Source organism: Ruegeria alba (assembly GCF_022321465.1).
Classification (GTDB): domain Bacteria; phylum Pseudomonadota; class Alphaproteobacteria; order Rhodobacterales; family Rhodobacteraceae; genus Ruegeria_B; species Ruegeria_B alba.
Genome location: NZ_JAKOEM010000022.1, coordinates 18604 through 32510, shown reverse-complemented (window position 1 = coordinate 32510; position 13907 = coordinate 18604). Strand labels below are relative to the sequence as shown.

At 66.6% G+C, this 13907-nt stretch carries 12 protein-coding genes; 8 read left to right on the top strand and 4 right to left on the bottom strand.

Translation table 11 applies throughout. The features are described from left to right. Positions 1-44: 44 nt before the first annotated feature. A complete protein-coding gene (mutM, locus tag MB818_RS18430) occupies positions 45-896 on the bottom strand; it encodes a bifunctional DNA-formamidopyrimidine glycosylase/DNA-(apurinic or apyrimidinic site) lyase (protein ID WP_238906000.1) in 852 nt (283 codons plus the stop codon). A gap of 85 nt (positions 897-981) precedes the next feature. Here mutM and ubiE point away from each other — a divergent pair, with 85 nt between their 5' ends. Genes ubiE through MB818_RS18415 form a run of 3 tightly spaced genes read left to right on the top strand, consistent with a single transcriptional unit; the run spans position 982 to position 4292 of the window. Next, positions 982-1734: a bifunctional demethylmenaquinone methyltransferase/2-methoxy-6-polyprenyl-1,4-benzoquinol methylase UbiE gene (gene ubiE, locus MB818_RS18425; RefSeq protein WP_234140371.1), complete on the top strand. Its 753-nt coding sequence runs from the start codon at positions 982-984 to the stop codon at positions 1732-1734. Between the two features lie 3 nt (positions 1735-1737). Then, positions 1738-3267 carry a 2-polyprenylphenol 6-hydroxylase gene (ubiB, locus tag MB818_RS18420; protein ID WP_234140370.1) on the top strand — a complete coding sequence of 510 codons (1530 nt, stop codon included), beginning with the start codon at positions 1738-1740 and terminating at the stop codon, positions 3265-3267. Positions 3268-3305: 38 nt separating this feature from the next. Then, the gene (locus MB818_RS18415) at positions 3306-4292 is read left to right on the top strand and encodes a 4Fe-4S dicluster domain-containing protein (RefSeq protein WP_238905999.1); all 987 of its coding nucleotides are present in this window, start codon (positions 3306-3308) and stop codon (positions 4290-4292) included. Positions 4293-4360: 68 nt separating this feature from the next. Here the strand turns inward: MB818_RS18415 and MB818_RS18410 are convergent, their stop codons facing one another. Beyond that, positions 4361-5536 (bottom strand): acetyl-CoA C-acyltransferase family protein, encoded by a 1176-nt coding sequence (locus MB818_RS18410; RefSeq protein ID WP_238905998.1) that lies wholly within the window; start codon positions 5534-5536, stop codon positions 4361-4363. 94 nt (positions 5537-5630) lie between these two features. Then, entirely contained in the window at positions 5631-5897 is a 267-nt protein-coding gene (locus MB818_RS18405) for a DUF6525 family protein (protein WP_255700182.1), read from the bottom strand. A gap of 88 nt (positions 5898-5985) precedes the next feature. Between MB818_RS18405 and MB818_RS18400 the strand changes: the two genes are divergently transcribed. Then, a complete protein-coding gene (locus MB818_RS18400) occupies positions 5986-6555 on the top strand; it encodes a helix-turn-helix domain-containing protein (protein ID WP_238905996.1) in 570 nt (189 codons plus the stop codon). Positions 6556-6573: 18 nt separating this feature from the next. Here MB818_RS18400 and MB818_RS18395 read toward each other — a convergent pair whose 3' ends face one another. After that, positions 6574-7155, bottom strand: coding sequence for a DUF1285 domain-containing protein (locus MB818_RS18395; RefSeq protein ID WP_238905994.1), 582 nt, complete (start codon positions 7153-7155; stop codon positions 6574-6576). Positions 7156-7220: 65 nt separating this feature from the next. Between MB818_RS18395 and MB818_RS18390 the strand changes: the two genes are divergently transcribed. The 4 genes from MB818_RS18390 to MB818_RS18375 are packed head-to-tail and all read left to right on the top strand — an operon-like array spanning position 7221 to position 13901. Further along, entirely contained in the window at positions 7221-8228 is a 1008-nt protein-coding gene (locus tag MB818_RS18390) for an AAA family ATPase (protein ID WP_234145246.1), read from the top strand. Further along, positions 8225-9100: a DUF58 domain-containing protein gene (locus tag MB818_RS18385; protein ID WP_234145247.1), complete on the top strand. Its 876-nt coding sequence runs from the start codon at positions 8225-8227 to the stop codon at positions 9098-9100. Before MB818_RS18390 ends, MB818_RS18385 begins: the two co-directional genes overlap by 4 nt. Continuing rightward, entirely contained in the window at positions 9097-11859 is a 2763-nt protein-coding gene (locus MB818_RS18380) for a DUF4159 domain-containing protein (protein WP_238905992.1), read from the top strand. The genes MB818_RS18385 and MB818_RS18380 overlap by 4 nt, the downstream gene beginning before the upstream one ends. Continuing rightward, positions 11856-13901 carry a hypothetical protein gene (locus MB818_RS18375; protein WP_238905990.1) on the top strand — a complete coding sequence of 682 codons (2046 nt, stop codon included), beginning with the start codon at positions 11856-11858 and terminating at the stop codon, positions 13899-13901. Before MB818_RS18380 ends, MB818_RS18375 begins: the two co-directional genes overlap by 4 nt. Positions 13902-13907 lie beyond the last annotated feature (6 nt).

Sequence of the window (13907 nt, the reverse complement as noted above, 5' to 3'; positions counted from 1 at the left end):
CCGTTTCGAAACGATTCCTTATCATGGGCGAGAGATGGTTCAAGTTATCTTTGGCATTGCGCGCAGTAGAAGGATGAGCGACCCGACTGGGTGATTCTCTGCACCGTGCCGCCGCAACCCGGACGGCGACAGGGTTGCCCCTCTCGCCCGTAGACGTCGAAACTGTGCTGAAAATATCCAAGCTCGCCATCGGCTTGCCGAAAATCCTTCAGCGAGGATCCACCCGCTTCGATCGCCTCGGTCAGCACCTGACGGATGATTGGCACCAGCGCGGCCACACGGACGGCAGCGATCTGTCCTGCCTTGCGACGCGGCGACACCCCAGCGCGGAACAGCGCCTCGCAGACATAGATATTTCCCAGTCCCGCGACGATTCCCTGATCCAGCAGGGCGGATTTGGCTGGGGTGTTCTTACCCTTGAACACGGCAATCAGGTGGTTTTCGTGGAAATCGTTGCCCAACGGCTCAGGTCCCAGCACCATCAACAGCTTGTGATCTTCGGCGGTCGCGGTCGGCATCAGGTCCATCGCGCCGAACCGGCGCGGGTCGTTGAAGGTGATGCGGGCACCGTTGTCCATGTGAAACACCACATGGTCGTGTTTCTGCGCCGCAGGGTGGGTGTGCACGAACTGCCCCAGCGGATCGCCCGAGACGGTCATCCGCCCCGACATGCCCAGATGGATCAACAGCGTCTCGCCCCCCGACAGATCGGCCAGGATGTATTTCGACCGCCGCCGCAAGCGTTCCACCCGCTGACCGGTCAGCCGCTCGGCCATCCGCGCGGGAAAGGGCCAGCGCAGGTCGGGCCGGTTGACCTCGGCCCGCGCGATCACCGCCCCCTCCATCGCGGGGGCCAATCCGCGCCGCACGGTCTCGACCTCGGGCAATTCAGGCATTAGACGCTCCTCATCCAAAGGGCCGCATTGTGCCCCGGTCTCAGCACCCTATAACAGGGGCGAAATGCGAGGAACGGCAAGACCCATGTCCGACAGATCCGACAAGACCACCCATTTCGGCTTTGAAACCGTGCCCGAGCATGAAAAGGCGGGACGGGTACAGGGCGTGTTCGGCTCGGTCGCCTCGAAATACGATGTCATGAACGATGTGATGTCGATGGGCATTCACCGGGTCTGGAAGGACGCGATGATGGACTGGCTGGCGCCGCGACCGGGCCAGCGGCTTTTGGATGTGGCGGGGGGGACCGGCGATATCTCTTTCCGGTTCCTGAAACGCGCGGGCCATGGCCATGCCACCGTTCTGGATCTGACCGAGCCGATGCTGGTCGAGGGCCGCAAACGCGCCGAGGCCGAGCGCATGGCCGACAGTCTCGACTGGGTGGTGGGCGACGCCATGGCGCTGCCGTTCGAGGATAACACGTTCGAAGTCTACACCATCTCGTTCGGCATCCGGAACGTGACGCGCCCGCAAGAGGCCCTGAACGAGGCCTACCGCGTGCTGCGCCCCGGTGGCCGCCTGATGGTGCTGGAGTTCAGCCAGTTGCCCAATGACGGGCTGCAAAAGCTCTATGATCTCTACAGTTTCAACGTGATCCCGCGCATGGGCCAGCTGATCGCCAATGACAGCGCCAGCTATCAGTATCTGGTGGAATCGATCCGCAACTTCCCCGATCAGGAGACGTTCCTGGGCATGGTCAAGGCGGCGGGTTTCGGCAATGCCAAGTACCGCAACCTGAGCATGGGCATCGCCGCGCTGCATTCCGGCTGGAAGATCTGATCCATGCGCGGCCCCCACAATATCATCCGCCTGATCCGCACGGGCGCCACGCTGGAGCGCAACGGCGCCATGGGCGCGGTGCTGGATGCGTTTGACGCGCCGCGCCCGCTGCGCATTCTGGCCCGCGCGCTGGGCAAACCGTTCCAGTGGCTGGGCTTCAAGGGCGACCCCAGCCTGCCGCCCGCCACCCGCGCGCTGATGGCGATGGGACCGGCCTATATCAAGTTCGGTCAGGTGCTTTCGACCCGGCCCGACGTGGTGGGTCAGGATCTGGCCGATCAACTGCGCGTGTTGCAGGATCAATTGCCGCCCTTTCCCCGCGCCACCGCCATGCGCGAGGTGGAGCGGGAACTGGGCCGCCCCTTGCCCGAGATGTTCAGCGAATTCAGCGAGCCGATCGCGGCGGCGTCCATCGCCCAGGTGCACCGGGCGCGTCTGGCCGACAGCGGCGAGGATGTGGCGGTCAAGGTGCTGCGCCCTGGCATCGAGCGCGCCTTTCGCAAGGATGTGGACGCGTTCTATTTCGCCGCCCGCATCGTCGACCTTTTCGCCCCAGGTGCCCGTCGCCTGCGCCCGATCGAGGTGATCGAGCATTTCGATGGCGTGGTGCGCGGAGAGCTTGATCTGCGGCTGGAAAGTGCCGCCGCCTCGGAATTCGCCGACAACACCAAGGGGGATGCCGGGTTCCGCCTACCGCCGGTGCGCTGGTCGCTCTCGGCGCGACGGGTGATGACGCTGGGCTGGGCCGATGGCGTGCCGCTGGGTGACAATGCCGCGCTGGACGCCGCCGGACACAACCGGCGCGATCTTGGCGAACGGGTGCTGCGCCTGTTCCTGCTGCACGCGCTGCGCGATGGCTATTTCCATGCCGACATGCATCAGGGCAACCTGAAGGTCGCCGCCGATGGCGATATCATCGCCTATGACTTCGGCATCATGGGTCATATCGACGAATATACCCGCCGGGTCTATGCCGAGATCCTGTTCGGCTTCATCCGCCGCGATTACAAGCGCGTGGCCGAGGTGCATTTCGAGGCCGGTTACGTGCCCGCCACCCAGGATGTCGACGAATTCGCCCGCGCCCTGCGCGCGGTGGGCGAACCGATCTTTGGCATGGATGCGACCCATATCTCGATGGGTCGGCTGCTGAGCTACCTCTTCGAGGTCACCGAACGCTTCGGCATGGAAACCCGGACCGAGCTGATCCTGCTGCAACGCACCATGGTGGTGGTCGAGGGCGTGGCCCGTTCGCTCGACCCGCATATCAACATCTGGGAGGTCGCCCGCCCGGTGGTCGAGGATTACATCAAGCAATCCATCGGACCGCGCGCGGTGCTGGCCGATCTGGGCAAGACGGCGCTGGTGGTGGCCCGCTTCGGCCCGCGCCTGCCCGATCTGGTCGAACGGGCGCTGGTGGCGCAGTCGCAGCCGGGTCTGGACGAGAAACCGGGCCGCAGCGCGGCGTTCTGGCCCGCCCTGGGAGGCGCGCTGATCGGTGGCGGCGTGGTGCTGCTGGCGAACCTGCTTATGTGAGCGGGTGACAGGCGCGGCCTTCGTGCTAGGCTGCGCCCATGGCTCGCACCAATCCACATCGCCCCTTTACCCCCGATCCCGAACAGGCGGCCCTTGCGCCCGAGGTCAGCGGCAATGACATCAACGGGCTGGGCGAAACAGCGTTTCGCCGCCCGCGCATGGTCTATTGGGCACCCGATCCGGGCGACATCCCCCACGGGCCGCTGCAACACTATTTCTACCGGCAATCGGCAAAAGAGCCTGACTTTGCCACCAGACGCGCCGCGCGACAGGCGGTGCTGGACGCTCCCCTGCCACCACTGGCCGACACCGCAGTCATTCGCGCGCCTGCGGACTGGACTGCCGCGCTGTCACAATTCGTGGACAGCGGCGCCTGCGACCTGACCGGCGTCGCCGAGATGAACCCCGACTGGGTCTTCGAAGGCCACGAAATAACGCAATCCCGCGTCATCATGATCGGCGTGGCCCATGATTACGACGCCATCGCCACCGCGCCCAAGCCAAGCGCCGGGCTTGAGGTTATGACGCAGTATACTCGCGCCGCTCAGGCCGCCAAGACCATCGCCGGATGGCTTCGCCTGCAAGGCTGGCAGGCCGAGCCGCTGACCGGCCCGATGACCGGCGCGCTGGCGATGATCCCGCCCGCGCTGGCCTGTGGCTTTGGCGAGTTGGGCAAGCACGGGTCCATCATCAACCCCGATCTCGGTGCCTCGTTCCGCCTGTCGGCGGTGCTGACCGATGCGCCTTTTGCTCCAACGCCAGCGCAGGATCACGGTATCGACGGCTTTTGCCAGAACTGCCGCATCTGTCAGGACGCCTGCCCGCCCGAGGCGCTGTTCGCGGACAAGCAGACCGTGCGCGGCGCGCGCAAATGGTATGTCGATTTCGACAAATGCCTGCCCTTCTTCAACCAGACCCACGGCTGCGCCATCTGTATCGCCGAATGCCCCTGGTCGCGTCCGGGCATCGGCCCGAACCTGGCCGCGAAGCTGGCCCGGAAACGAGAAAGGGACGCGACCGGCTGATCGCGCCCCTGCTTCATTTCGCCCGAAATACTCCGGGGGTCTGGGGGCAGCGCCCCCAGCCTCTCCGCTCAGAGCCGCTCGATGGCGATGGCGATGCCCTGACCGCCGCCGATGCACATGGTGATCAGACCCTTGGACCCGCCGGTGCGCTCCAGTTCATAGAGCGTTTTCAGCGTGATGATCGCACCAGTCGCGCCGACCGGGTGACCCAGCGCAATCGCGCCACCATTGGGGTTCACCTTGGCCGCATCCAGACCCAGTTCCTTGTTCACCGCCAGTGCCTGGGCGGCAAAGGCCTCGTTCGATTCGATCACGTCGAAATCACCTGCGCTCAGGCCCGTGCGGGCCAGCAGGTTCTGCACCGCCGGAACCGGACCGATGCCCATCACCTCGGGGCGGACACCGGCATGGGCATAGCCCAGAATGCGGGCCCTGGGCTTCAGCCCAGCCTTTTCCGCCGCATCCGCCGTGGCCAGCACCATCGCCGCCGCACCGTCGTTGATGCCGCTGGCGTTGCCCGCCGTCACCCGGCCATCCTTCTTGAACACCGGCTTCAGCCCGGCCAGCACCTCGACCGAGGTCGCCTTGGGGTGCTCGTCGACCTTGAAATCGACCATGTCGCGCTTGACCTTGACCTGCACCGGCGTGATCTGACCGACGAAATGGCCCGCCGCGATCGCCGCCGCCGCGCGCTCCTGCGAGGTCATGGCGAACTGGTCCATCTGCTCGCGGCTGATCTGGTGTTCATCGGCGACATTTTCAGCGGTCACACCCATATGCCCGGTACCAAACGGGCAGTTCAGCGCGCCCAGCATCATGTCGAGCGATTTGACGTCGCCCATCTTGGCGCCCCAGCGGGCCTGGGTCATGATGAACGGACTGCGCGACATGCTTTCGGCACCACCGGCCACGGCAAACTCCGCATCCCCCAGCATCAGCGACTGCACCGCCGAGACGATGGCCTGCGCACCGGATCCGCACAGGCGGTTGACGTTCATCGCGGGCGTGCCGTTCGGGATGCCCGCCTGCATCGCGGCAACCCGGCTCAGATACATGTCGCGGGGTTCGGTATTGATCACATGGCCGAACACCACATGGCCGATCTGGGCGCCTTCGACGCCCGAACGTTCCAGCGCCGCCTCGGTCACGACGGTGGCCAGGTCGATGGGCGCAGTCGAGGCCAGCGCCCCGCCAAAAGTGCCGATGGCGGTGCGGGCACCGTCCAGAATCACGATATCGGTCATGTTATCCTCCTCAGGGTTTCGCCCATTATGCACCCGCAGCATGGTTTGTCGCCTGAGACGTGTCGTCATTTTGTCGCGCCAGTCGGTTCCGACTTCACGGGCCGGGATAGTCCCTGCCCCAAAGGCGCGGCGCGTCTTTTTCCAGCAGGCATCTCTCGATCTCGTCCAGGCGGCGCAAGGCAGCACCGATGTCTCCGCCATGACGGCGCAACTCCTTGAACCAAACGCGTTCTGCCGATCGGACCGACCAGCACAAGGCGGCCTGGCGCAGCCAACCGCGCAGGTCCGGCGGCAACCGGTCGAACCGGCGCATTGGTGACGCCTTGTGACGGCGCAGTGTTGTCGAGATATTTCGCGGCATCAGGATGGGTATAATGTTATAACATTGCATCCTCTAATATCATGCTCGCAGATTGACAATCCACAACATCGGGCGCAGAGATTCCGTCATGACGGAAAACCCCGACGATATCCTGAACCGCCTGCCCGCGCGCCTGAAAGAGGCGCGTCGTGCGCAGGGTCTCTCGCTCGAGGCGGTGGCCAATCTCAGCGGCGTCTCGCGCTCCATGGTCAGCCAGATCGAACGGGGTGAAAGCAGCCCTACCATCGCCACGCTGTGGAACCTGACGCGCGCGCTTCAGGTCGATTTCGCGGGCCTGCTCGAGGCCGCCGAGGCCGCCGACCGTATCGACACCCTGCGTGCCTCCGAGGTGCCCAGCATCGACAATATGGGCCAGGGTTGCCGCATCCGCATCCTGTCCCCGCCCGAGGATGCCGGCGGGCACGAGGTGTATGACATCAGCTTCAAGCCCGGTGGCGCGCTGAACAGCCAGCCCCATGCGCGCGGCACCCGCGAACAGCTTACCGTGCTCGATGGCGCAGTGCGTGTAACCTCGGGCGCCGCGATACAAGATCTGGGCCCGGGCGATACCGCGCGCTATGCCGCTGACATTCCACACAAGATCAGCGCCACCGGCGACGGACCGGCGCGGGTGTTCCTTATCGTCAAGACCGCCTGAGCGCCACGCAGGCGCGGGTCAGCCGCGCTCCAGCTCCTCGACCGTCATCAGGGGAAAGAAGCTGCCCGAGGACCACAGGCCGAACCAGCCATCCTCGACCGCGCCCAGATCCATCAGCCGATAGAAACTCTTGCGGTCGATCAGCGCCTCAAGCCCCGCGCGGATATGAACATATGGCGCTGGTTCCCCGGTCGCGGGGTCCTGCGCCATCCGGATCGGGTTGTCCGCCCCCGCCACCGCGCTGTCGCCCACATGGGTGGTAAAGGTCAGCACCTGATCGCGCGCCTGCCCAGCCGCCTCGACATCCACCGCAACAAAAGGCGCGTCATCGACGCGAATCCCGACCTTTTCGACCGGGGTGACCAGATAGTACCGGTCCTCTTCACGCTTCAGGATCGACGAGAACAGCCGCACCATCGCGGGCCGGTTGATCGGCGTGCCCTGATAGAACCACGTCCCGTCCCGCGCGATGCGCATGTCGATATCGCCGTTGAACGGTGGGTTCCACAGATGCACCGGGGCCGGCCCCTTGGATTTGATCGCCCGGGCCGAGGCAAGAAGGCCGTCCGCCGAAGGTTTCACAGGCTTTTGTCCGCTCATTGTTTTTGCCATTTGCTGTCAGCGCGATACACTCATACCCATATAGTTGCCGCGGAGGGAAAACCATGTCCGAACCTGCCGACCTGCTCGGGGAAATCGACGCGCTTGGCATCAAGCTGCAAGAAGCGCGGGCCTCGATCACCCGCCGCTTCATCGGCCAGGAGCGGGTGGTGGACCTGACCCTGACCGCGCTTTTGTGCGGTGGACATGCTCTGCTGATCGGCCTGCCGGGGCTTGGCAAGACGCGACTGGTCGAGACTCTGTCGACCGTCATGGGCCTGCATGGCAACCGCATCCAGTTCACGCCCGACCTGATGCCCGCCGATATCCTTGGCTCCGAGGTGTTGGACACCGCCGAGGATGGCAGCCGCCGGTTCCGCTTCATTCCCGGTCCAATCTTCTGCCAGCTTCTGATGGCGGACGAGATCAACCGCGCCAGCCCCCGCACCCAGTCGGCGCTGTTGCAGGCGATGCAGGAAAAAACGGTCACCGTGGCGGGCGAGAACCGGCCGCTGGGCACGCCGTTTCACGTGCTGGCGACCCAGAACCCGATCGAGCAGGAAGGCACCTATCCCCTGCCAGAGGCACAGCTGGACCGGTTCCTGGTGCAGATCGACGTCGATTATCCCGACCGCGCGACCGAGCGCGAAATTCTGCTTGCCACCACCGGCGCCGAAGAGGCCGAGGCGCATCAGGTGATGACCCAGGCCGATCTGCTGGCCGCACAGGTGCTGCTGCGGCGGATGCCGGTGGGCGAGTCGGTGGTCGAGATGATCCTCGACCTGGTGCGCGCCTTCCGTCCTGACGAGCCGGGGGTCAGCGACCGGGTGCGCGACACCGTGGCCTGGGGTCCCGGCCCGCGCGCGGCGCAGGCGCTGATGCTGACGGTGCGGGCGCGGGCGCTGCTTCAGGGCCGGTTGGCGCCCAGCCCCGAGGATGTTCTGGACATGGCCCGCCCGGTGCTGAGCCACCGGATGGCGTTGAACTTTGCCGCAAGGGCGCGGGGCGACACCCTGGCCGACCTGATCGACGAGACAGCAACCAGCCTGACCCGAGCCGAGGCCGCCGCGTGAGCGTCGCCCCCGCCCTCAGGCATCGTGCCGAAACCGCCGCCGCCCCGCTGCCGCCTTTGCTGGCGCGGGCCGAGCATCTGGCGGGCACCGTGCTGCTGGGCGATCACGGGCGCCGCCGCGCCGGGCTGGGCGATGATTTCTGGCAATACCGCCCGGCCCAGCCGGGCGACAGCCGCCGCATGATCGACCATCGCCGCTCAGCCCGGGGCGACCAGCAATATGTGCGCGAACGTGAATGGCAGATCGCGCAATCGGTGATGCTCTGGGTCGATCAGGGCGCCTCGATGCGTTTCAGTTCGGACAAGCGGACCGAGACAAAGGCCGACCGCGCCCGGCTGCTGGCGCTGGCGGTGGCGATCCTGCTGGTGCGAGGCGGCGAGCGCGTCGGCCTGACCGGCACCACCCTGCCGCCACGCCGCGGCAATGCCCAGGTGCACCGGCTGGCCGAAGCCTGGTCGCGCGATGCCGAGGCCGATTATGCCCCACCCGAACACCGGGCCATGATCCCGCACGCCCGCGCATTGTTCGTTTCCGACTTTCTGGGTGATCTCAAAGAGGTTGAGCTTGCCCTGTCCAAGGCCGCCGATCGTGGCGTGCGCGGTGTGCTGATGCAGGTGCTCGACCCCGCCGAGGAAAGCTTTCCCTATCGCGGGCGCACCCTGTTCGAAAGCGTGGGCGGTACGCTCAGGCATGAAACCCTCAAGGCCGGAGAGCTGCGCGAGCGCTACCTGATCCGGCTGGCTGAACGTCGCGACGCGTTGATGGCGCTGACCCGGGCGACCGGCTGGCAACTGGGCCTTCACCATACCGGCGACAGCGCGCAATCGGCGCTGTTGTGGCTGTGGCGCGCCCTGGACGGGAGAGTGCGATGACGGTTCTGGGCGGCATCGGATTTACCGCGCCCTGGCTGCTGCTGGCGCTGGTGGCATTGCCGATCCTCTGGCTGATCCTGCGCGCGGTACCGCCCGCACCGATCCGCCGGCTGTTCCCGGCGGTCAGCCTGCTCTTGGGCCTGCGAGACGACGAAAGCGTGTCGGACAGAACGCCCTGGTGGCTGCTCTTGCTGCGGGTTCTGGCGGTGGCGGCGGTGATCCTGGGTCTGGCCGGACCGGTACTCAATCCCCGGCAACAGGCCGAGGGAGACCAGCCTCTGCTTGTTGTGATGGATGGCAGCTGGGCCGGGGCGGCGCGCTGGACACAACAGATCGACCTGCTCGAAGCACGGCTGACCGAGGCAGGTCGGGCCAACCGTCCGGTCGCGGTGCTGCGGCTGGGTGCGCCTGAGGATCTGGTGTTTCAATCCGCCGCTGCCTGGCGCAGTCGGCTGCCGGGTCTTTCGCCGATGCCCTGGCAACCGGGTCAGGCCGAACTGGCCGCCGCCGCGCAGGCAGTCGGCGCGCAGGCGGGCGGGTTCGATACACTCTGGCTCGGCGACGGGTTGGATTACGCGGGTCGGACCGAGTTGCTCGAAACGCTCAGCGCGCGCGGCGCGGTGACCGTTTATCAGTCCCCCAACCCGGTGTTGGGTCTGCGCCCGGCTACATTCGCCGATGGCGCCGTTCAATTGACGCTGCTGCGGGCCGAACCGGGGCCCGAGCGTATCCAGGCGGTACTGGCGCTGGGTCCTGATCCCGCCGGAACGGTCCGGGTGTTGAACCGCAGCGAGGCGCGCTTTGCCGCAGGTGAAACCGAGGCGCAACTTGCGCTTTCCCTGCCCTCGGAACTGCGCGCCCGCGTCACACGGTTCGAGCTGGAGGGCCAACGCGCCGCCGGGGCGGTGGCCTTGACCGATGACAGCCTGGCCCGCCACGAGGTCGCGCTATTTGCCGGACGGCAGGATCGCGAGGGGCTGGAACTGCTGTCGCCGCTGCACTACCTGACACAGGTGCTGGTGCCCAATTCCGATTTCATCGACGGCGCCTTGTTGGATGTGCTGCCCGCCAATCCCGATATCGTGGTACTGGCAGATGTGGTGACACTGGCCACACTGGAACGGAGCGCGCTGACCGAATGGGTTGAACAGGGCGGCATCCTGGTCCGCTTTGCCGGACCGCGCATGGCGGCCAGCGATATCGGCCGCGACGAGATCGACCCGCTGCTGCCGGTCCGCCTGCGCAGCGGTGGCCGTACCGTCGGCGGCGCGATGAGCTGGGGCGAGGCCAAGACGCTGGCTCCGTTTGCCGATACTTCGCCTTTCTACGGGCTGACGATCCCTGACGACGTCACCGTTTCGACCCAGGTCATGGCGCAGCCCGATCCCGATCTGGCCGACCGGGTAATCGCCGCGCTCAGCGATGGCACGCCGCTGGTCACCCGCAAGGCGCTGGGGCTGGGGCAGGTGGTGCTGTTTCATGTCACCGCGGACGCGGAATGGTCGAGCCTGCCGCTGTCGGGCCTTTATGTAGAGATGCTGGACCGGCTCGCCGTTTCCTCGGCCGCCAAAAGCGCCGATGCCATCAACCTCGAAGGTACGGTCTGGAGCCCGTTGCGGGTGATGGATGGCTTTGGGCAATTGGACGATGCCGGCAACCTGCCCGGTGTAGACGGCACCGCGCTGGCCAGCGCCGCCATCGGGCCAGAGCTGCGCCCCGGCGTCTATGCAAACGAGAGCCGGCGGCTGGCGCGCAACGTATTGGGCGCCGATAGCCTGCTGACCCCGGCGCAATGGCCCGCATCGATTCCGGTGCTGGGGCTGAGCATCGCGGCAGAGCAACCGCTGGGTGGTTGGCTGTTGTCGCTCGCGCTGGTGCTGCTGGCGCTGGATGTCGCGGCCTCGCTGGCCCTGTCGGGCCGGCTCGGCCCGCTTGGCCGTGCCGCTGCGCTGCTGGGCTTGCTGCTGCATGCGCCCTGGGCCGAGGCGCAACAGGCCGAGGCCGACCGCTTCGCCCGCGACGCCACGCGCGAGATGGTGCTGGCCCATGTGCTGACCGGCAATCGCGCGGTGGACGATCTGGCACTGGCCGGGCTGCGCGGCCTTTCGGACACGTTGTTCTTTCGCACTTCGGTCGAACCCGCAGCCCCGTTCAGCGTCGACCTCGAACGGGACGAGCTGGCCTTTTTCCCGCTGCTCTATTGGCCCGTCACCCCCGATCAGCCGCAGCCGTCGGATGCGGCCTATGCGCGGCTCAACACCTATCTTCGGCTGGGCGGCATGATCCTGTTCGACACCCGCGACGCCGATATCGCTCGCTTTGGCGCTGGCAGCCCGAACGGGCAAAAGCTGCAACAGCTGGCCGCGCCTCTGGACATTCCGCCGCTGGAACCGGTGCCGGGGGATCATGTGCTGACCCGCGCATTCTACCTGCTCCAGGATTTTCCGGGCCGCCACGCCAGCACCGATATCTGGGTCGAGGCCGCCCCTGCCGATGCCGAGCAGATCGAGGGAATGCCCTTTCGCAACCTCAATGATGGGGTCACCCCGGTGGTGATCGGCGGCAACGATTGGGCTGCCGCCTGGGCGGTCGATGACAATGGCCGCTCAATGCTGCCGGTGGGGCGCGGCTACGGGGGCGAGCGGCAGCGCGAGCTTGCCTATCGCTTTGGCGTCAATCTGGTCATGCATGTGCTGACCGGCAATTACAAATCCGATCAGGTCCATGTGCCTGCGCTGCTGGACAGGTTGGGCCAATGACCGGGAACCTCTTGCTTGATCCTCTTGTTCCGCTGCCGCTGCTGATCGCGCTGGCCGTCCTGTCGCTGGCCGGGATTGCGCTGGCGCTGTGGCGAGGTCTGTCGGGCTGGGCCTTGCGCGGGCTGGCGGCGCTGGTGCTGCTGGCCGCGCTCGCCGGTCCGGTCTGGCAGGTCGAGGACCGAGCACCCCTTTCCGATATCGTGCTGATGATCGAGGATCAGAGCGCCAGTCAGGGCCTGTCCGACCGACCGGGCCAGACCACACGCGCCGCCGACCAGCTGGCCGCCAGCATCGAGAGCCGTCCCAATACCGAGCTGCGGCGCATCATCGTCGGCGATGGCGAGGGCGATACCGGCACCCAGCTGATGGCGGCCCTGACCGAGGCGTTGAACGAAGAGCCCCGCGCCCGGATCGCAGGTATCCTCGCCCTGTCGGACGGGCAGGTACACGATCTGGACCGCGCCCCCGCCCTGCCGGCGCCGATGCATCTGCTGCTTTCGGGCCGGTCCGATGACTGGGACCGACGCCTGATCGTGCGCGACGCCCCCGCCTTTGCCATCATCGGCGAGCCGGTGACCCTGAGCCTCAGGATCGAGGATGCCGGTGCGGTTCCCGCCGGTCAGGGCGCGGTTGCAGAGCTTGAAATCTCGGTCGATGGCGGCCCGCCCGAGCGGCTGACGCTGCCGGTGGGACAGGACCTTGAGCTGCCGGTGACCCTTCCCCATGGTGGGCGCAACGTGGTGCAGTTCTCGGTCCCCGTGGCCGAGGGCGAGCTGACCGACCGCAACAACACCGCGCTGATTCAGATGAACGGCGTGCGTGACCGTCTGCGGGTGCTGCTGGTATCGGGCCAGCCGCATCCGGGCGGGCGAACATGGCGCAACCTGCTCAAATCGGACAGCTCGGTCGATCTGGTGCATTTCACCATCCTGCGCCCGCCCGAGAAACAGGACGGCGTGCCGGTGGACGAGTTGAGCCTGATCGCCTTTCCCACCCGAGAGCTGTTCCTGGAAAAGATCGACGATTTCGACCTGATCATCTTTGACCGCTACAAGCGGCGCGGCATCCTGCCGGCGATCTATCTGGACAATGTCGCCAATTACGTGAACCGGGGCGGCGCGGTGCTGGTGGCGGCGGGGCCGGATTTTGCCACCGCCGACAGCATCTATCGCACCCCCTTGTCGCCGGTCCTGCCCGCCCATCCGACCGCCCGGGTGATCGAAGAGGCCTATCGCGCGCAGGTTACCGAAGAGGGCGCCCGCCATCCGGTCACCGCCGAGCTGGGCAGTGCCGACGAATGGGGCCGCTGGCTGCGCCAGATCGAGGTCACGCAGGATTCGGGCCACGTGCTGATGAGCGGGGTCGAGGGACGGCCCCTGCTGCTGCTCGACCGGGTCGGCGAGGGGCGGGTGGCGCTGCTGGCCAGCGATCACGCCTGGCTCTGGGGGCGCGGATACGAAGGCGGCGGCCCGCAGCTGGAACTGCTGCGCCGTCTTGCCCATTGGATGATGAAGGAACCCGAACTGGAGGAAGACGCGCTCTGGGCCGAGGCACAGGGCCAGACCATGCGGATCATCCGGCGGACGCTGGAAACCGAGGTCGGTTCGGTCACGATCACCCGCCCCGATGGCGGTGAGGATGTGTTGCCGATGGAGGAGGTGTCTCCGGGTCGGTTCGAGGCCCTGTATCAGGGGCCCGAGATCGGCCTTTACCGGCTGCGCGAAGGCGATCAGAACGCGGTCATCGGCCTTGGGCCCGCCGCCCCGCGCGAGTTCGAGGCGACCATCGCCACCGCCGCCCTGATGGAGCCGCTGATCACCCCGCTCAAGAGCGGTATCTTTCGCCTGGAGGACGGCTTGCCCACCATCCGCAACGTCCGCGAAGGGCGGCCCGCCGCCGGGCGCGGCTGGCTGGGCCTGACCCCGCGTGGCGCCTATGAAACCCGCGACGTACGGCAGACGCCGCTGGCCCCGGCCTGGCTGGTGCTGCTGCTGGCCTCGGGCTTTGTCATTGCCGGCTGGCTGCGCGAAGGGCGTCGCTAGCGCCCC